The sequence below is a fragment of the Dongshaea marina genome, assembly GCF_003072645.1.
GTDB lineage: Bacteria > Pseudomonadota > Gammaproteobacteria > Enterobacterales > Aeromonadaceae > Dongshaea > Dongshaea marina.
This window is the reverse complement of the sequence record NZ_CP028897.1, coordinates 4,340,207-4,356,929: the sequence shown is the minus strand read 5'-3', so window position 1 is coordinate 4,356,929 and position 16,723 is coordinate 4,340,207. Positions and strand designations below refer to the sequence as shown.

19 protein-coding genes are annotated in these 16,723 nt (G+C 53.0%); 13 read left to right on the top strand and 6 right to left on the bottom strand.

Annotation, left to right across the window (positions count from 1 at the left end; translation table 11 throughout):
* Window positions 1-27: 27 nt before the first annotated feature.
* The 8 genes from DB847_RS20315 (at window position 28) to DB847_RS20280 (ending at window position 8,533) form a co-directional block, all read left to right on the top strand.
* Window positions 28-2,079: a type IV pilus secretin PilQ gene (locus tag DB847_RS20315; RefSeq protein WP_108652314.1), complete on the top strand. Its 2,052-nt coding sequence runs from the start codon at window positions 28-30 to the stop codon at window positions 2,077-2,079.
* A gap of 182 nt (window positions 2,080-2,261) precedes the next feature.
* Window positions 2,262-2,780, top strand: a complete 519-nt coding sequence (gene aroK / locus DB847_RS20310) for a shikimate kinase AroK (protein ID WP_108652313.1) — start codon at window positions 2,262-2,264, stop codon at window positions 2,778-2,780.
* A gap of 14 nt (window positions 2,781-2,794) precedes the next feature.
* Window positions 2,795-3,883, top strand: a complete 1,089-nt coding sequence (aroB, locus tag DB847_RS20305) for a 3-dehydroquinate synthase (RefSeq protein WP_108652312.1) — start codon at window positions 2,795-2,797, stop codon at window positions 3,881-3,883.
* Window positions 3,864-5,471: an AAA family ATPase gene (locus DB847_RS20300; protein ID WP_108652311.1), complete on the top strand. Its 1,608-nt coding sequence runs from the start codon at window positions 3,864-3,866 to the stop codon at window positions 5,469-5,471. The genes aroB and DB847_RS20300 overlap by 20 nt, the downstream gene beginning before the upstream one ends.
* Before the next feature lie 74 nt (window positions 5,472-5,545).
* Window positions 5,546-6,370, top strand: a complete 825-nt coding sequence (locus DB847_RS20295; protein WP_199911648.1) for a Dam family site-specific DNA-(adenine-N6)-methyltransferase — start codon at window positions 5,546-5,548, stop codon at window positions 6,368-6,370.
* A 388-nt stretch (window positions 6,371-6,758) separates the two neighbouring features.
* Complete coding sequence (rpe, locus tag DB847_RS20290; RefSeq protein WP_108653045.1) at window positions 6,759-7,430, top strand: ribulose-phosphate 3-epimerase; 672 nt, start codon at window positions 6,759-6,761, stop codon at window positions 7,428-7,430.
* The gene (locus DB847_RS20285) at window positions 7,423-8,088 is read left to right on the top strand and encodes a phosphoglycolate phosphatase (RefSeq protein WP_108652309.1); all 666 of its coding nucleotides are present in this window, start codon (window positions 7,423-7,425) and stop codon (window positions 8,086-8,088) included. Before rpe ends, DB847_RS20285 begins: the two co-directional genes overlap by 8 nt.
* A 232-nt stretch (window positions 8,089-8,320) precedes the next feature.
* Window positions 8,321-8,533 (top strand): hypothetical protein, encoded by a 213-nt coding sequence (locus tag DB847_RS20280; RefSeq protein WP_108652308.1) that lies wholly within the window; start codon window positions 8,321-8,323, stop codon window positions 8,531-8,533.
* 228 nt (window positions 8,534-8,761) lie between these two features.
* On the opposite strand, the gene phoR is transcribed toward DB847_RS20280, so the two are convergent.
* Genes phoR through DB847_RS24555 form a run of 3 tightly spaced genes read right to left on the bottom strand, consistent with a single transcriptional unit; the run spans window position 8,762 to window position 11,116 of the window.
* Window positions 8,762-10,081, bottom strand: coding sequence for a phosphate regulon sensor histidine kinase PhoR (gene phoR / locus DB847_RS20275; RefSeq protein ID WP_108652307.1), 1,320 nt, complete (start codon window positions 10,079-10,081; stop codon window positions 8,762-8,764).
* Window positions 10,074-10,775, bottom strand: a complete 702-nt coding sequence (gene phoB, locus DB847_RS20270) for a phosphate regulon transcriptional regulator PhoB (RefSeq protein WP_108652306.1) — start codon at window positions 10,773-10,775, stop codon at window positions 10,074-10,076. Before phoB ends, phoR begins: the two co-directional genes overlap by 8 nt.
* A complete protein-coding gene (locus tag DB847_RS24555; protein WP_159084770.1) occupies window positions 10,772-11,116 on the bottom strand; it encodes a hypothetical protein in 345 nt (114 codons plus the stop codon). Before DB847_RS24555 ends, phoB begins: the two co-directional genes overlap by 4 nt.
* 121 nt (window positions 11,117-11,237) lie before the next feature.
* On the opposite strand from DB847_RS24555, the gene pstS reads away from it, so the two are divergent.
* From pstS to pstB, 5 genes are read left to right on the top strand one after another with little or no spacing between them, the layout of a single operon-like run.
* Complete coding sequence (gene pstS, locus DB847_RS20260; RefSeq protein ID WP_108653044.1) at window positions 11,238-12,293, top strand: phosphate ABC transporter substrate-binding protein PstS; 1,056 nt, start codon at window positions 11,238-11,240, stop codon at window positions 12,291-12,293.
* A 31-nt stretch (window positions 12,294-12,324) separates the two neighbouring features.
* Window positions 12,325-12,846, top strand: a complete 522-nt coding sequence (locus DB847_RS25820; protein WP_234418449.1) for an ABC transporter permease — start codon at window positions 12,325-12,327, stop codon at window positions 12,844-12,846.
* Window positions 12,732-13,271, top strand: a complete 540-nt coding sequence (locus DB847_RS25815) for a PstC family ABC transporter permease (protein ID WP_234418448.1) — start codon at window positions 12,732-12,734, stop codon at window positions 13,269-13,271. Before DB847_RS25820 ends, DB847_RS25815 begins: the two co-directional genes overlap by 115 nt.
* On the top strand, window positions 13,271-14,098 hold the full coding sequence (gene pstA, locus DB847_RS20250; RefSeq protein WP_108652304.1) for a phosphate ABC transporter permease PstA: 828 nt from the start codon (window positions 13,271-13,273) through the stop codon (window positions 14,096-14,098). The genes DB847_RS25815 and pstA overlap by 1 nt, the downstream gene beginning before the upstream one ends.
* Before the next feature lie 11 nt (window positions 14,099-14,109).
* On the top strand, window positions 14,110-14,934 hold the full coding sequence (gene pstB, locus DB847_RS20245) for a phosphate ABC transporter ATP-binding protein PstB (RefSeq protein WP_108652303.1): 825 nt from the start codon (window positions 14,110-14,112) through the stop codon (window positions 14,932-14,934).
* 112 nt (window positions 14,935-15,046) lie between these two features.
* Here the strand turns inward: pstB and DB847_RS26460 are convergent, their stop codons facing one another.
* From DB847_RS26460 to DB847_RS20235, 3 genes are all read right to left on the bottom strand, one after another.
* On the bottom strand, window positions 15,047-15,490 hold the full coding sequence (locus DB847_RS26460; RefSeq protein WP_325049102.1) for a YebC/PmpR family DNA-binding transcriptional regulator: 444 nt from the start codon (window positions 15,488-15,490) through the stop codon (window positions 15,047-15,049).
* A complete protein-coding gene (locus DB847_RS26455; RefSeq protein WP_325049101.1) occupies window positions 15,487-15,768 on the bottom strand; it encodes a transcriptional regulator family protein in 282 nt (93 codons plus the stop codon). Before DB847_RS26455 ends, DB847_RS26460 begins: the two co-directional genes overlap by 4 nt.
* 402 nt (window positions 15,769-16,170) lie before the next feature.
* On the bottom strand, window positions 16,171-16,626 hold the full coding sequence (locus DB847_RS20235) for a hypothetical protein (RefSeq protein WP_108652302.1): 456 nt from the start codon (window positions 16,624-16,626) through the stop codon (window positions 16,171-16,173).
* Window positions 16,627-16,723: the final 97 nt, after the last annotated feature.

The following is a 16,723-nucleotide window of genomic DNA, read 5'->3' as shown; positions in this document are numbered from 1 at the left end:
TCAACAGAACGACAGGGACGTGGCACGATGCGTTATCTATATCTTTTGATGAAAGTTTGGGTCGTATTTTTCAGTATCAGCTTATGCGGTCAGGTATGGGCTGCATTGGTACTGAAGCAGGTACGAGTCAACCCTGTAGTAAAGGATCAGCTCGACCTGGAGCTGGAGTTTAATGAACCTGTGAAGAAGTTTGCTGACAAGTTACAGTATCAGCCTCGTGAGCTACTCCTTTCACTCCCTGATGCACGCTCAGAGCTGACGGTCAATCCCATACCGATTGAGCGGCAGAAGGTGCGCCAGGTGAGCGTACAGCAAATTGAAAAAGATCTGCAGATCAAGATCGCCCTCGACAAGCTGGTACCTTATCAGATCCGCCAAAAAGATAAGATGCTGATTGTCCAGCTGGGACAGAATGTCCAGATGGCCAAGGCAGTTGCCAAGGAGCAGCCGAAGAAGCCACTGTTGCTGAAAACCAAGCCGGTCAAGGGGGAGACTCCCGGATATATCAACCGAGTCAAGAGCTTTGATTTCCGCCGGGGTAAGGATGGTAGTGGCCAGTTCCTGATCTATCTGGACAATAGCTCAGTCGCTGTCGACATGCGCGAAGGTAAAGATAAGATTAAGGCAACCTTCCACGGGATGGCGATCAGTGATGCCCTGCTACACATCATGGATGTGAAAGACTTTGCGACCCCTGTGATGCGCATTGAATCTTTCCGTAAGGGACCGGATGTGGTGTTTGAGCTCGATACCAAGGGTAAGGTCGACTATCGCTACGATCAGGCCGATCAGCTGTTTGTCCTTGAGGTGGCGAAACGTCAGAAAGCGGCGTCTACCAAGCGTAAGTATCGCGGTAAGCCAATTTCACTCAACTTCCAGGATATTCCGGTGAGAACAGTGTTGCAGCTGATTGCTGACTTTAACAAGTTCAATCTGGTCACCTCAGACTCAGTGAGTGGTAATGTAACCCTGCGGCTGGATGGCGTTCCCTGGGAGCAGGCCCTGGATATCATCCTCAAGGTTAAAGGACTGGATAAGCGCCTTGAGAATAATGTGCTATTGGTCGCACCGGCTAATGAGATCGCCGCTCGTGAGGAGCAGCGGCTATCAGCTCTGCAAAAAGCCTCAGATTTGGCGCCTCTGTTTACCGAATATATCCAGGTGAACTACGCCAAGGCTTCGGAGCTTGCCAAGCTGCTCAGCAGTGGTGAGACCAGTCTGTTGTCCAAGCGGGGCGCCGTATCGGTCGACCAGCGAACCAATACCCTGCTGGTTAAGGATACCTCCGAGGTGATGGAGAATGTAACCCGGATGGTCGAGATCCTGGATATTCCGGTGAAGCAGGTGCTTATTGAGGCGCGGATCGTTACCATCAACGATGGTTATGATCAGGAGCTGGGGATCCGTTGGGGTGCCTCCAAGACGGGGGGCGAGAAGCAGACCGCAGGTACCCTGGAGTATCTGGCGGGTGAAGCAACCTCTCTGGATAGTCGTTTGAATGTGAACTTCCCGGCGACAGGAGCACCATCGCTTGCGTTCCAGATTGCCAAGCTATCCAAGGGGCGAATTTTGGATCTGGAGCTCAGTGCTCTTGAGACAGAAAACAAGGGTGAGGTCATTGCCAGTCCCCGGATCATGACCGCCAATCAACAGCAGGCTGTCATTGAGCAGGGAACCGAGATCCCATACGTAGAGGCTGCATCCAGTGGTGCCACCTCTGTGACCTTTAAGAAGGCGGTGCTGAGCCTGACGGTGACCCCACAGATCACCCCGGATAATCGAATTATCCTGGATCTGACGGTGACCCAGGACAGTCAGGGGGATGAGGTAGCGACCCCAACCGGTCCGGCGGTTGCCATCGACACTCAGCAGATAGTAACCCAGGTGCTGGTGGACAATGGTGAAACCCTGGTTCTGGGTGGTATCTATCAGCAAACCATCCGAACCTCGGTCAGCAAGGTGCCACTGCTTGGGGATATCCCGGGAGTGGGAGTCCTGTTCCGTAAAACCTCGAACACAGACTCCAAACGCGAGCTCCTGGTGTTCGTGACACCTAAGATTGTAACAGAGTCATTCTAGCCTGTTACAGTGCCCTTTGAGGGGGATTGGTAAGCATTTCGCCATCTTTATGGTCACAATGGTTGCCAATCCCCCTCTTCAACTGAGATAATTCGACGTCCAGTTTCATACTCAAGGTAGGTTTTGGGTGCCTCGCAGCTTTTTGCGGGGCTAGGTGCTTTATAGAATTCATTCGGTTTAAGATGGCTGAAAAACGTAATATTTTTCTAGTGGGTCCCATGGGTGCGGGTAAAAGCACCATCGGTCGACACCTGGCGCAACAGCTCCACATGGAGTTTTATGACTCCGATCAGGAGATTGAGCGTCGTACGGGTGCCGAGGTTAGCTGGGTATTTGATATCGAAGGTGAAGAAGGCTTTCGAGTTCGTGAAGAGAAAGTAATCAATGACCTGACGGAAAAACAGGGCATTGTCCTGGCAACGGGTGGTGGCTCGATTGAGAGCAAGGAGAGTCGTAATCGCCTCTCTGCACGCGGGATCGTCGTTTACCTGGAAACTCCAATCGAAAAGCAGCTTGCACGGACTCAGCGCGATAAGCGCCGTCCCCTGCTTCAAACAGAGGAAGAGCCACAAACGGTTCTGGAGCGCCTGGCAACTATGCGTAATGCGCTTTATGAAGAAGTTGCCGATTATGTTGTTCAAACAGATGAACAAAGTGCAAAAGTAGTCGCAAATCAGATCATCAAACAGATCGGTCTGTAAGCCGGGGGTTGAGCATGGAGCAGGTCACCGTTGAATTGGCTGAACGCAGTTACCCGATTCTCATTGCTGCGGGGCTGCTGGAGAAATCTTCTGTGTTCAGGGAGCTGATCCCGGGACACAAGGTGATGATCGTCAGCAATACGACCGTGGCTCCCCTCTACCTGGAGACACTGCGTCGTGCCCTCGCTGGGTACGAGGTCGATGAAGTGATCTTCGAAGATGGAGAGCAGTATAAGACCCTGGCGAGTTTTGAGCAGTTGATGAGTGCTCTGCTGGAAAATCATCACGCCCGTGATACCACCATTATCGCCCTCGGTGGAGGAGTGATCGGTGATCTTAGCGGCTTTGCTGCTGCCTGTTATCAGCGCGGAGTACCTTTTATTCAGGTTCCGACCACGCTGCTCTCTCAGGTTGATTCCTCCGTCGGAGGAAAGACAGCGGTAAATCATCCGCTGGGGAAAAACATGATCGGTGCATTCTATCAGCCTCGTGCTGTTATCGCCGATCTCGATGTTTTAAAGACACTTCCTCAGCGGGAGCTGGCCGCCGGGCTGGCTGAGGTGATCAAGTATGGAATCATCTTTGATGACGCGTTTTTTGAGTGGCTGGAGCTCAATATAGAACGAGTCAACGCGCTGGATATCGATGCTCTGACCCATGTAATTCGTCGCTCTTGCGAGATTAAGGCGCAGATCGTTGCCCTTGATGAGCGTGAGCAGGGCTGTCGTGCCTTGCTGAACCTGGGCCATACTTTTGGTCATGCAATTGAGGTTGAGCAGGGGTATGGTAGCTGGTTGCATGGAGAAGCGGTCGCCGCCGGGATGGTGATGGCTGCCAGGATGGCCAGGTTAAAGGGTAATTTGTCCCGGGAGTCTGTGCAGCGGATCATCTCCCTGCTTGGGCGGGCCCGATTACCGGTAGAGCCACCATCCGGGATGAGCTGGCAGAAGTTTGTTGCTCACATGCGTCACGATAAAAAAGTGGCCGGGGGTAAGATTAGAGTGGTACTTCCGACCCGGATCGGTGACTCCGAACTCTACCCTGATATGGATATTCAGTTATTAACACGGATAGTGCAGCAGAGTGACGACTCAAGAGATTGATTGGGCCGACCTTCCTTCACAGCAGGTCATGGTCGAACGACTGAATCACCTGATTCATTATGTCTCCTTTCCATTTATTGTACTCAATGGTGAAGCTGGTAGTGGGCGCTCTGCGATTTTGCAGCGCCTCATTGCTTTAACCGATTCCTCATTTTCCCTGGCTTATGTGACCGCTCATCCCAAGATGAGTCAACAGCAGCTGCGCGAAACTATTCTCTCTCAATTGAAAAAGGGCGCGGTGTTTTCTCTGAGCGATCCCCTGTATCAGAGTGTCGGGCGGTTATTTTCCAATACCCAAGCCCGGTTAGTGGTGATCGTCGATGACGCAGAGCTACTCTCTGCCGGGTTACTTGAGGAGCTGATTGAGTTACATTGGCAGGGGAGCAATCAGCAGGCACAGCAACTGGCGTTACTACTGGGTGCCGGCTCCAGTTGGCGGGAAACTGAGTTAGCTAGTTGCCAGCGCAGTGTAGCGGCAGAACTTCTGTTTGAGCTACAGGTTGAGCCTCTATCTCAGGAGGAGCTCAAGCAGCTGCAACTCAATTGTGTGACTGAGCATTTTGAGCCAGGAGCCATTACCCGGCAGTTAAGCGAACAAGCGGGAAAAACCATGGAACAGAAAAACGACGAACAGATTCAATCCGATAGTGAACAGGCGTCCACCCCCCTGAAACCCGGTAAGCGCTGGGTCCGCTATCTGTTGGTGGCCGTGTTGGCGGTCGCGATAGTATTACTGGCTCTGAGCTGGCTCTTACCCCCAAGGGAGCAGTCAGCCGGCAATGATGAGGTAGCACCGCATACGCTGCAGCCACTACCATCTCCGGTCGAGACCAGCACGGCAACCACAACGCCATCCACTGAGCCTGACGGTGAGGGCTCAGAGCCTGTGGCTCAATCCTGGAACAAGGATAAGGTCAATCTGCCCCAATCTGTGAGTGAGAAGACCATCACCACCGAGACTAAGAACTACGAGGGCCGGCGTGTGGTCCTGTCCGATAAAGTGGTCGATGCGCTGATCAAGGATGAAGCAGGTACAGAGCTCCAAAAGATTTCATCAAAGCCCGCTAGGGTAGCGGCCGAGGATGCTGCACCTTCCACTGAGTCACAGCAGAAGACGCCTCCCCCGGCGAAGGCAAGCATCAATACCGATGAGATGATGGCTGATGCGAAGCAAGCTGAGCAGAAACCCCAGAGTAAGCCCGTGGTGATGGCGCAAAAGAGCGCAGCTCAGCCTAAGGTCGTTGAGCCGGTGAGCCAGTCATCGAATGTAAGTTCTTCGGGGGATAGTCTGTCACTGACCCAGGCCTCGGTTTTGCTGGCAAAACCTGCCAGCCACTATACGATTCAGCTGGCAGGATTTAGCCAAAAGCAGGCGGCATTCACCTTTGTGAAGCAGCATGATCTGTTAACCAGTGGCATGGTTTATCAAACCAAGTTTCATGGTAAGCCCTGGTATGTGGTGATCAAGGGAGACTATGATTCGGCTCATCAGGCTCGTTTGGCTATCTCCCAGCTACAGCCTGCTCTGCTCAAGAATCAACCTTGGCTCAAATCATTTTCAAGGCTGCAGCAGGAATTGAAAAATTAGTGCAGCGAAGGTGGTCATTCAGGGGTACAATGCGTACTTTTTTCTGCGAGTGAGCGGTTGAGCACAGGAATCTGATGAAAAAAGTACGCGCGTTTCTAAAGTGGGCAGGGGGGAAGCACTCTCTCATCGAGGCAATTCACCAGCATTTGCCTCAAGGGGAGAGGCTGGTTGAGCCCTTTGTCGGAGCGGGCTCGGTGTTTTTGAACACCGATTATCAGCGCTATCTGCTGGCTGATGTGAATCAGGATCTTATTGCTCTGTATCAAATCGTCCAGCAGGAGTCTGAGCGCTACATTGCGGATGCAAAATCACTGTTTGTCCCAAAAAATAACGACAAGCAGCGCTATTATCAGTTTCGGGAAAAGTTTAACAAGAGTAAAGATCCTTACCTGCGCTCTTTGCTGTTTCTCTATCTGAACCGCCACGGCTTTAATGGCTTGTGTCGCTACAATAAGAAAGGGATATTTAATGTTCCTTTCGGCTCCTACAGTAAGCCCTATTTTCCTGAGGCCGAGCTTAACTTTTTTGCCGAGAAGTCTCAGCGCGCCGAGTTTGTCTGCTGCTCTTATGATGAGACCTTCGCTAAGGTTCAGGGTAATGATGTGGTTTACTGCGATCCACCCTATGCCCCTTTGAGCACCACGGCCTGTTTCACCACCTATGCCAGTTACGGCTTCTCTCTAGATGATCAGGCGGTACTGGCGCGGCTGGCACGGCACACGGCCCGGGAGAAGGGGATCCCGGTACTGATCAGCAATCATGATATCCCCCTGACCCGTGAGCTGTACCGGGGAGCGAACCTGGGTAGCATCCAGGTGAAACGAAGCATCAGCCGTAATGGCAATCAGCGTAAAAAAGTCGATGAGCTGCTTGCCCTGTATCGCAGCGAGGATTCGTAAGCCTCCAGCCGCTTGTGGATACGCCCGTTATCTGAGAGCTGTTATATTTTGCAATCAGCTTGCAGCCTTTCGGCCAAGTCTGTGAGTATGGCCAGGTTCAAGCATCCTGTTTTTGGTGGCATCAATGGCTCCTGGCAAGACAGATGACCGCAAGCTAATAAAATGAGTTGCCGTTAGCAGGTCGCTTTTATATCGTCAAAAGTGCGAAAAAACTCGCTGTAAGCTGTGAGTTCCGGCGCTGAGCTGCGCGGTTGGCTATCTGTGGCTTAGGTGCTTGATAGCACAAATGAGTGTTCGAGTTATTTGAGCTATGGAGTGCGAGTAAACCCGGTTTATCTTTTAGATGGGCTGGCAAGGTGCCGGCCTGAACTTGAATGGGATCCTGAACATGAAAGATTATCTGATCGCCCCCTCGATTTTGTCCGCTGATCTGGCTCGTCTGGGGGAGGATGTCGAGGCGGTGCTCAAAGCTGGTGCTGATGTGGTTCATTTTGATGTGATGGATAATCATTATGTACCCAACCTGACCTTCGGTCCCAGCGTGTGTAAGGCGCTGCGCGATTATGGGATCACGGCTCCTATCGATGTTCACCTGATGGTTGAGCCGGTCGATCGGATGATCACCGAGTTTGCCAAAGCCGGCGCCAGCATCATCACCTTCCACCCCGAGGCAACGCCCCACGTGGATCGCTCCCTGCAGCTGATTAAGGATCAGGGATGTCAGGCCGGGCTGGTGCTTAATCCGGCGACCCCCCTGTATCACCTGGACTTTGTGATGGATAAGCTGGATGTGATCCTGCTGATGTCGGTAAACCCAGGCTTCGGGGGCCAGGCCTTTATTCCGGCTACCCTGGAGAAACTGCGCCAGGTGCGTCAACGAATCGAAGCCACAGGCCGTGATATTCGGCTGGAGATCGATGGCGGGGTCAAGGTGGATAATATCGCCGAGATCGCAGCCGCCGGAGCCGACATGTTTGTGGCGGGCTCGGCTATCTTTAACCAGCCTGATTATGCCCAGGTGATCGATGCCATGCGCCAGCAGTTAAAGACTCATGGCTGATTTCAGGGCGGTTCTGTTGGATCTGGATGGGACGCTGATCGACAGCGTTCCACAGCTTCACCTGGCGGTGGCACTCTCGCTAGAGGAGCTGAGGCTCCCTCAGCCGGGAGAGCTGTCGGTACGGGGCTGGATTGGCAATGGTGCCCTCAAACTGATGCTGCGGGCATTGAGCTGGGCGATGGAGCGCTCTGCAACCGAGGTTGAGCTCGCTCAGGCCATGCAACTCTTTTATCGCCACTATGAAAGTTGTTGTACCCGGGGACTCTCCCTTTACCCCGGCGTCATAGAGACATTGGAGGCGCTACACCAGGCTAATGTTCGGTTGGCCCTCATTACCAATAAACCCAGCCGCTATATCGCGCCAATCCTTGGCGCACTCAGGATGGAATCCCTGTTTGACTGCTGTCTCGGTGGCGACTGTCTGGCACGGCGCAAGCCGGATCCCGAGCCTTTGTTTTTTGCCTGTGAGCAGTTAGGTGTTAGCCCGGATAAAGCATTGATGGTCGGGGATTCTAAAAATGATATTCTGGCTGCCAGAAATGCACAAATGGCAGCCGCTGCCGTCACTTACGGTTATAATTATGGGGAGCCTATTGAAAATAGTGCTCCGGACTGGGTTTTCGAGGATTTCTCTGAACTGGCGCAACTATTGCTTTAGCTGTAGTGGATGATATATATTGGCTTCGGCCCGATCTTTCGTGATCCGGCTGCACGCCACCCACCTTTTATTTTTAGATATATTTATCTGCTATCGGTAAGGTGTCTGAACCAGGCACGGTTGCATTCATGATGCATAGTCGCCAGCTTTGGAGAGATATCAGGAGTGAGTTTCTGCTCACCTCCAATGAACCTCGCGAACCTTAATCAATATTATTTTGGAGGCAAGACAGATGCTTACGCAACGAGTCGAGGAAGATGAAATTAAGGATAAAGGTTTTTGGTTGCGAAACTTCAGAAAAGCGAAGAGCCAAAAAACTTTACAACTGATGGTATCTAAGGCGATCGATAAATACCATAGCAACTCAGGTGTGGTCGCGGCTATCTATCTGGCAGAGTGTCAAAGAGAGCGCGAGCTGGAATCGGGTGTGCTGCTGAATCGCTGATATTCAGCCGAATCCTGTTGATCTCAGGATCAGGATGAATTGCTACTCATAGGGTACAAGTTGACTGGCATTCAACCTTGAGTTGAAACCCGGGAATAAATATCGGAATTATTGACAGAGTATTCTGCTATTCCCAGGCTTTTATATTTTAAAAAATACTTATTATTGCGAAGCCCATGGCGCAATAAATGGTTTCTCTATTCTATTTTTCCCGGCTGAGGTTTGAACCTATTCTTCTGTCGTCTTCTCTGAATCCTGGGTAACGACCAATTTAGCGGGTAGGGTAAAACAGAAGGTACTGCCTTTTCCCTGGGTACTTTCTATCTGTAACTGGCTCTGGTGATTGTGCAGGGCGTGTTTGACGATCGCCAGCCCCAGCCCGGATCCCCCGGTTTGCCGTGAGCGGGCCTTATCCACCCGATAGAAGCGCTCGGTCAGGCGTGGAATATGTTTTGAGGCGATTCCCTCGCCACTATCTTCAACACAAAAGCGAGCCCGCTTATTGTGCCGGTACCAGCGGACATGGATTTTGCCGCCATCCGGTGTGTAGTGCACCGCATTATAGACCAGGTTGGAGATGGCACTGCGCAGCTGTGAGGTATTCCCCAGCACCTGTAGCTCTGGATCGATCTCAAAAGAGAACTGGTGGTTCTTCTTGCCACTGAGTGCCAGCGCCTCCTCCTCCAAAATCTTCATCATCGCCGGAATATCCACCTGCTCGGACTGGTCAATCTCGGTATCCGATTCGATGCGTGACAGGGTCAGCAGATCGTTGACCAGGTTCTCCATCCGGTCGGTCTGCTCACTCATCACAGGCAGGACCTGGGCGGGCAGCTGCTGACCGGGCAGGGCCGCCCCCATCTCAAGATAGCCTTTAAGCACGGTCAGGGGTGTACGAAGCTCGTGGGAGACGTTGGAGACAAAGCGCTTGCGCACCTTCTCTATGCTATGCAGCCGGGTCATATCCCGCACGATGAGAATCGATAGATCCTCGGTGTAGGGGATCACCCGGTACTCAAAGAACTGTTCATCGCAGTCCGGTGAGCGTAGCTCCAGCGGGTCGCTAAAGTCTCCCCGCTCGATATAGCGCAGCAGCAAAGGCGAGGAGATCAGCTGATCCAGATAGAACTGGCCGTCCAGCGGCCAGCTGAAGTGAAACAGCTTGGCTGCGGGCTGATTGCACCACAGCAGCAACTGGTTGCGCTGAAACACCATCAGGGCGTCGGGCAGAGCCTCGGCCCCGTTGCGAAACCAGCGGATCATCTTCTGGCGGCGGCTTCGTTGGCGCCTGAGTTGATTAAGGCGGCCGTCGAGCTGCTCTATGGCCTCACTGTAAGGGTTAAGCCTGGCTAAAGGGATTGCGCTTTTCTGCTGCTGTTGCATCCAGCTAAGGATCCGGCTTTGTCCCCACAGGCACAGCATCAGGTGCAGTGTCAGCGGGATCATGATGAGGACCGGATAGCCAATGGCGCAGGCCCCGAACAGTAAAACCACATAAAGGCAAAGCCAGAATCCACAGACCTGGAGGGGGGTTTTGAGCTTAAGCATCAGCACCCGCCTTGGGAGAGAAGCGATAGCCGGCACCGCGAACCGTTTCTATCCACTTATCGTAGCCGTAAGGAGCAATTGTCTTGCGTAGCCTTCGGATATAGACATCCACGGTTCGCTCATCCACATACACATCATTTCCCCACACCCGATCCAGCAGCCGCTCACGGCTGCAAACCTTATCGATATGGGTCATGAAGTAGTAGAGGAGCTTGAACTCTATGGGGCCTAAGCTTATCTCCTGCTGCTGGCTCATCACCCGGTGCGCTTCGGGATCTAATGACAGGCCATGCAGGTCGATCGAGTCTTTGGCCGTGGTCGGGTTGCTGCGACGCAGCACCGCCTGAATGCGAGCTAACAGCTCATTGGGGGAGAAAGGCTTAGTCACATAATCATCGGCGCCGCATTTAAGTCCGCGTACCTTATCCTCCTCTTCTCCTCGGGCGGTCAGCAAGATGACCGGAAGATCCCGTCCCCAACTACTCTCCTTGAGACGACGAATCAGTTCCAGTCCACTGGCTCCGGGGAGCATCCAGTCGAGCAGGATCAGATCGGGTACTTGTTGCTTAATGAGGGAGAGGGCTGAATCGAAATCTTCGGCAGAGCTGGTTTGATAACCTGCTCCATCGAGTAAAAAAAGCAGCATATCGCGAATTGCGGGCTCATCTTCAACTACTAGCAGTTTTTGAGTCATTGACTTGAACTGAGGGCTGGAATCGAACGCCAATCATTGTTCAGGCTTCGAACCAAGCTGTCAAGCCGCAATATTTGGGGGGAGGTTCTGTTGGCGCTTCCTATTTTGTTGAACCTGTTGCTTCTGAAAATATTTTGTTCGCGACGCGAGCCATCAGGTTGAGTGGTTCTAAATGAGTGGCGAGCAACAATGGACAGGGCTTTTTCAGGCGCCACCCGAAGGGCCGTGGCAATTTTTCCTCCCGGCTGCGTTATCAGATGTTCATGTAGAGCAACTACACCACGCATCTTCTGCCTTGCTGGTTGAAAAAATATCCAACGGCAGAACCAAATCTGAAGCATCAGCAGAACCTGGCCCTTACTGAGTCCACAGCCGTTTTTTTTACAGATGTCATAAAAGTGTCATAAAGGAATGGCATAAATGGCACTGTCGTTAAGGCATTTACTCAATAAGGTACAGTTCATGAAACTGAATAGGTTACTGAAAGTTGGTTGTGTTTCCGCTCTGATGCTGTCTGCAACGAGCGCTTGGTCTGCTGAGACAGTCAATGGCGCGGGTTCGACTTTTATCTACCCTGTCCTGGCTAAGTGGGCAAGCTCATACCATAAGGACACAGGTGTGGCGGTGAACTACCAATCCATTGGATCCGGTGGTGGTATCAAACTGATCAAGTCACAAACCGTTGATTTTGGTGCATCGGATGCTCCGTTGAGTGCCAAGGAGCTCAAAGACGCAGGCCTGGTGCAATGGCCGATGGTGATGGGAGGGATAGTTCCCGTCGTCAATATTCCCGGAGTGAAGAGTGGCGCCCTGAAGCTTGATGGCAAGCTGTTGGCTGACATCTACATGGGTAAGGTAAAGAGCTGGAACGATCCACGCATCGCCGAACTGAACCCGGGACTCAAGCTGCCTCAGATGGCAATCTACGCGGTTCACCGCGCCGAAGGCTCGGGAACCACTTACAACTTTACCGCTTACCTCAATCAGGTCAGCAACAGCTGGAAGAGCGAGGTAGGGATGGGCAAGATGGTCAGCTGGCCAAAGGCTGCTAACCAGCTGGGCGGTAAGGGTAACGCAGGTGTTGCCAACTTCGTCAAGCGTATCCCTGGCTCCATCGGTTATGTTGAATACGCCTACGCCGATGAGAATCACCTGGCGGTGACTCAGATGCGCAACAAGGCTGGCAAGTACGTACAGCCGAACCTGGAAACCTTCCAGGCCGCTGCTGCTAATGGCGACTGGGCCCATGCCCCGGGCATGAAGCTGATTCTGGTGAACCAGCCGGGTGCCCACAGCTGGCCGATTACTGCCACCACCTTCATCCTGATGCAAAAAGACGCGAAGAATCCTGCAGCCAGCCGCGAGGCGCTGAAGTTCTTCGACTGGTCCTATAGCCATGGTGTCGAGATGGCGAAGAAGCTGGACTATGTTCCTATGCCACAAAATGTCGTCAAGCTGGTGCAGTCGGTGTGGAGTGACAAGCTGCACGCAACGCCCCAGACACTGGCAGCAAAATAAGATCGTAATAAAGAGCTAAGCGGTAGATTCAATGATAAACGATGATGCGATGATCTACGGGGCAGGCGCCCGGCGAATCGACGGAGACAAGATCTTTCACGGACTGTGTAAAGGTTCTGCCATCCTGATGATGCTGATTATGCTGGGGGTATTTGTACTGCTGCTCCACGGAGCGCTTCCAGCGTTAGAGAAGTTTGGTGCGTCTTTTGTCTGGAGTAATGTCTGGGATCCGGTGGCCGAGCAGTTTGGTGCAGCTTCGGCTATCTACGGAACCCTGGTCAGCTCACTGATCGCCATGGTCCTGGCATTTCCTGTCGGACTGGCGATTGCGGTGTTCCTGGCCGAGATCGCTCCACAATGGCTGAGCCGTCCTCTGGGGATCTTGATTGAGCTGCTGGCGGCGATCCCCAGCATCATCTACGGCATGTGGGGCTGTTTGTGTTTGCCCCCTGGTTCTCCACCGGCTTTCAGATGTGGGCGATGGAGCACCTGGCCGGAGTGCCGGTCCTGGGCACAGTGTTCAGTGGCCCGCCGATGGGAATTGGTCTCTTAACTGCCGGGATCATTCTGGCGATGATGATTCTGCCGCTTTTGACCTCACTGATTCGCGATGCCCTGATGACGGTGTCACCGATGCAGCGTGAGGCAGGCTATGGACTGGGTGTCACCCGTTGGGAGCTCTTTTGTAAGGTACTGTTGCCCAGCATCAAAGGCCCGGTGATCGGCGCATCGATTCTCGCCCTGGGACGCGCCTTGGGTGAGACCATGGCGGTGACCTTTGTCATCGGTGGCGCCAACGCGATTCACGCCGCCCTGTTTATGCCCGGCACTACCATCTCGGCCAGCATCGCCAACCAGTTTAACGAGGCAACTGGCACCATCTACCCATCCTCGTTGATGGCACTGGGTCTGGTTCTGTTCGTCATCAGTGTGGTGATCCTGGCTGTAGCGCGCCGCATGTTAAGAGGGCATAAGTGATGTTTGCACGTAAGCTGAAAAATACCATTGCTGTTGGTTGTGCCTATCTTGCCTGTGCGCTGGGGCTGTTCCTGTTGGGGGCGATTCTTTACACCCTGCTCTCGAAAGGCTTAAGTGCCATCAACTGGCAGATGCTGACCGAGAGCATGCCGGGTCCTGGCTCTGAGGGGGGCGGCCTGTATAACGCCATCATCGGATCTTTGATGATGACGGTCTGCACCACCATCCTGGTGACACCAATTGGCCTTTTGGCCGGAACCTGGCTTGCCGAGTTCGGCAAGGGGACCAAGCTTCGCGAGGTGATCCGTTTTGTGAACGGCATCCTGCTGAGCCTGCCCTCAATCCTGATCGGTCTTTTTATCTACGAGCTTATCGTGATCCCAAGCGGCCACTTCTCTGGCTGGGCCGGGATCTTGTCGCTGACCATCATCGCGCTGCCGATTATAGTGACGGCGACCGAAGATATGCTGCAGCTTCTGCCTGGCTCCCTGCGTGAAGCGGCGGCCGGCCTTGGAATTCCCCGCTGGCGGATCATCTGTCAGATCGGTTATCGCGCGGCGCGCTCGGGTCTGGTGACCGGGGTGATCCTGGCGGTGGCCCGGGTGAGTGGTGAAACGGCGCCACTGCTGTTCACCTCACTGAATAACGATTTTACCAGTTACAGCCTGAACGGGCCGATCGCCAGCTTGCCGGTGACCATCTATCAATACGCCATGAGCCCGTATCAAAACTGGAACGACCTGGCATGGGGCGGCGCGCTGCTGCTGACCATGATGGTCCTTATACTCAATATCATTTCACGTCTGTTAGTTGCTAAAAAAGCTTAGGAGAGATCCAGATGCACGCTTTACCTCAATACGAAGAAACCTTTAACTCGAGCGATAAAGTGGTCTCTCTGGCCGATGCAACGCGCATGGAGATCCGGGACCTGCACTTCTACTACGATGGCGGTAAGACGATTGCCCTCGATGGGATCAACCTGCCGCTGTATGAGCGCAAGGTGACCGCTCTCATCGGCCCGTCTGGCTGTGGTAAGTCGACCCTGCTGCGGACCCTGAACCGGATTTTTGATCTCTACCCGGGGCAGAAGGCAACCGGTGAGATCCTGCTCGACGGACGTAACATCCTTAAGGGACCGGTGGATATAAACCGTCTGCGCACCAAGGTTGGGATGGTGTTCCAGCGCCCGACGCCGTTCCCGATGAGCATTTATGACAACATCGCTTTTGCCCTCAAGCTTAACAAGAAGATGTCTAAGGCGGAGCTGGATAAGCGGGTGGAAGATGCCCTGCGCGCCGCTAACCTGTGGGAAGAGGTCAAAGACAAGCTTAAGGCGAGCGGCAGCTCATTGTCCGGTGGTCAGCAGCAGCGTCTGTGTATCGCCCGAACCATAGCACTGGAGCCTGAGATCATCCTGATGGATGAGCCAACCTCGGCGCTGGATCCTATTTCCACCCAGGCGATTGAAAACCTCATCGAGGAACTCAAGCAGAAGTACACAATCGTGATCGTGACCCACAACATGCAGCAGGCGGCGCGGATCTCCGATTACACCGCCTTCATGTACCTGGGTAAGATGGTGGAGTTTGGTTCGACCGAGAAGCTCTTCTCCACCCCGCAGCAAAAGCAGACCCACGACTATATCAATGGCCACTTTGGCTAATCGCGGATAGCCATTGCGAGAAAAGCCCTGCTTCGGCAGGGCTTTTTTATGAGCTCGGAAACAAAAAAGGCCAGTCTGATGACTGGCCTTTTGGCATCTGGTGGCGTGAGCCTTACTCCGGCAGCACCGCGTTGTGGTAAACGTTCTGCACGTCATCACAATCTTCGAGCATATCCATGAACTTCTGGAACTTCTCCAGGTGCTCTTCGGTGATGTCGGTGTCGGTCTGAGGTACAAAGGTGATCTCATCGAGATCCAGCTCCAGCTCAGGGTAGGTCTCGCTCAGGGCGGTCTTGGTGTTATTGTACTCGGTGTTAGGGCAGAAGATGGTGATGACGCCATCTTCACACTCGATATCATCCACCTCAACATCGGCCATCATCAGGGCTTCCAGCACCGCTTCTTCATCTTCACCCTTGAAGGAGAACACCGCCTGGTGCTTGAACATGTGGGCGACTGTGCCGGAGGAGCCAATTTTGGCGCCGGTCTTGATGAAGCAGTTACGTACTTCCGCATAGGTGCGGTTGTTGTTGTCGGTCAGGCAGTCGACAATCACTGAGCAGCCGCCGGGCCAAAGCCTTCATAGGTGGCCCGAGTGTAATCTTCACCGGCGCCGCCCTTGGCTTTTTCGATGGCCCGCTCAATCACATGGGTGGGAACCTGGTCTTTCTTGGCAGATTCAATCAGGCGACGCAGTGACAGGTTGCCATCGGGGTCGATGCCACCGTTTTTGGCGCAGACATAGATCTCTTTGCCGTACTTTGAATACACCTTGGTTTTTGCGCCGGCTGTTTTGGCCATCGACTCTTTGCGGTTCTGAAATGCTCTTCCCATCAGACTGGACTCTTTGATTAAAAATTTGGATGGGGGGATTTTACTGCGTAAGGCTGGGCTGTGCCAGTGGGAGTTATTTGTTGCCCTACAGGCGGGGGATTCGGGCTGACCTGCGGTCGGCTGGTTTCAGCTCGGGGAGCTGATGCCCTGCAGGTTGCAGGAGTTGACCTTCGGGCAGGGAGTGTGGCTGCGCCACAGGTGTCGGGGTGCGATACACAGGGATGTGTGAATGCAGCGATAGTCATGGATGACGTTAGCTGCCGGCTGTGCCTACTTTTGTATCGCCAAAAGTAGGCAAAAACTCGCTGCGCGCTGCGAGTCCCTCCGCAGAGCTTCGCGGCTCGGCGTCCTGCCTCGAAAAAACTAAGCCATCAATGACATACAGTTAAACCCAACAGCAGTTTAATAAACGGTTAGATCAACATTCAGTTGGTGATTATCTGAACTCGGGGATAGTGTGGCTCTGGGTGAATAGGTGTTGCTACTGATCTGAACTTCGTATGAGTGCTTGGTTCCCTGGGCCAGGGTTATCCAGTAAGGGTCTTTTTCTCGCTTATGATGAGATACCACGAGTTGTTCAACTGGAGTCCACGGTGCGAGCCAGCCGTTGCTGGTATATACCTCGTAATGCCTCTGCCAGTCCCAACGGTCTAAACTATGATATCCATTATGTGAGTAGATGCTAGATTCGAGTGTGACGGTTTGATTAGGCTTAACCTCAAAGTGCGATGAGCCATCTTGGTCTTCAATCAATAGTTTATATTGGTCATGACTTGTAAAAGTCAGTGCCACTGTTCCGCTTGCGTAGGCTGTTCCCGAGAGTAATAAGGCGAAAGTAACCAATAATGCCTTTTTCATGCATCACTCCTTGATATGCAGAATTAGAGAGCTCTAAAAAATACACGAGATTAAAACTGAGGGCTTCCATAAATGGCTGTATATGTAACATCTGGCA

What these genes read in the sequence shown, in the direction of transcription:
- DB847_RS20315 (WP_108652314.1), top strand. Translation starts at nt 28, where the DNA reads ATGCGTTATCTATATCTTTTGATGAAAGTTTGGGTCGTATTTTTCAGT.
- aroK (WP_108652313.1), top strand. Translation starts at nt 2,262, where the DNA reads ATGGCTGAAAAACGTAATATTTTTCTAGTGGGTCCCATGGGTGCGGGT.
- aroB (WP_108652312.1), top strand. Translation starts at nt 2,795, where the DNA reads ATGGAGCAGGTCACCGTTGAATTGGCTGAACGCAGTTACCCGATTCTC.
- DB847_RS20295 (WP_199911648.1), top strand. Translation starts at nt 5,546, where the DNA reads ATGAAAAAAGTACGCGCGTTTCTAAAGTGGGCAGGGGGGAAGCACTCT.
- rpe (WP_108653045.1), top strand. Translation starts at nt 6,759, where the DNA reads ATGAAAGATTATCTGATCGCCCCCTCGATTTTGTCCGCTGATCTGGCT.
- DB847_RS20285 (WP_108652309.1), top strand. Translation starts at nt 7,423, where the DNA reads ATGGCTGATTTCAGGGCGGTTCTGTTGGATCTGGATGGGACGCTGATC.
- DB847_RS20280 (WP_108652308.1), top strand. Translation starts at nt 8,321, where the DNA reads ATGCTTACGCAACGAGTCGAGGAAGATGAAATTAAGGATAAAGGTTTT.
- phoR (WP_108652307.1), bottom strand. Translation starts at nt 10,081, where the DNA reads ATGCTTAAGCTCAAAACCCCCCTCCAGGTCTGTGGATTCTGGCTTTGC.
- phoB (WP_108652306.1), bottom strand. Translation starts at nt 10,775, where the DNA reads ATGACTCAAAAACTGCTAGTAGTTGAAGATGAGCCCGCAATTCGCGAT.
- DB847_RS24555 (WP_159084770.1), bottom strand. Translation starts at nt 11,116, where the DNA reads ATGCTTCAGATTTGGTTCTGCCGTTGGATATTTTTTCAACCAGCAAGG.
- pstS (WP_108653044.1), top strand. Translation starts at nt 11,238, where the DNA reads ATGAAACTGAATAGGTTACTGAAAGTTGGTTGTGTTTCCGCTCTGATG.
- DB847_RS25820 (WP_234418449.1), top strand. Translation starts at nt 12,325, where the DNA reads ATGATAAACGATGATGCGATGATCTACGGGGCAGGCGCCCGGCGAATC.
- pstA (WP_108652304.1), top strand. Translation starts at nt 13,271, where the DNA reads ATGTTTGCACGTAAGCTGAAAAATACCATTGCTGTTGGTTGTGCCTAT.
- pstB (WP_108652303.1), top strand. Translation starts at nt 14,110, where the DNA reads ATGCACGCTTTACCTCAATACGAAGAAACCTTTAACTCGAGCGATAAA.
- DB847_RS26455 (WP_325049101.1), bottom strand. Translation starts at nt 15,768, where the DNA reads ATGGGAAGAGCATTTCAGAACCGCAAAGAGTCGATGGCCAAAACAGCC.
- DB847_RS20235 (WP_108652302.1), bottom strand. Translation starts at nt 16,626, where the DNA reads ATGAAAAAGGCATTATTGGTTACTTTCGCCTTATTACTCTCGGGAACA.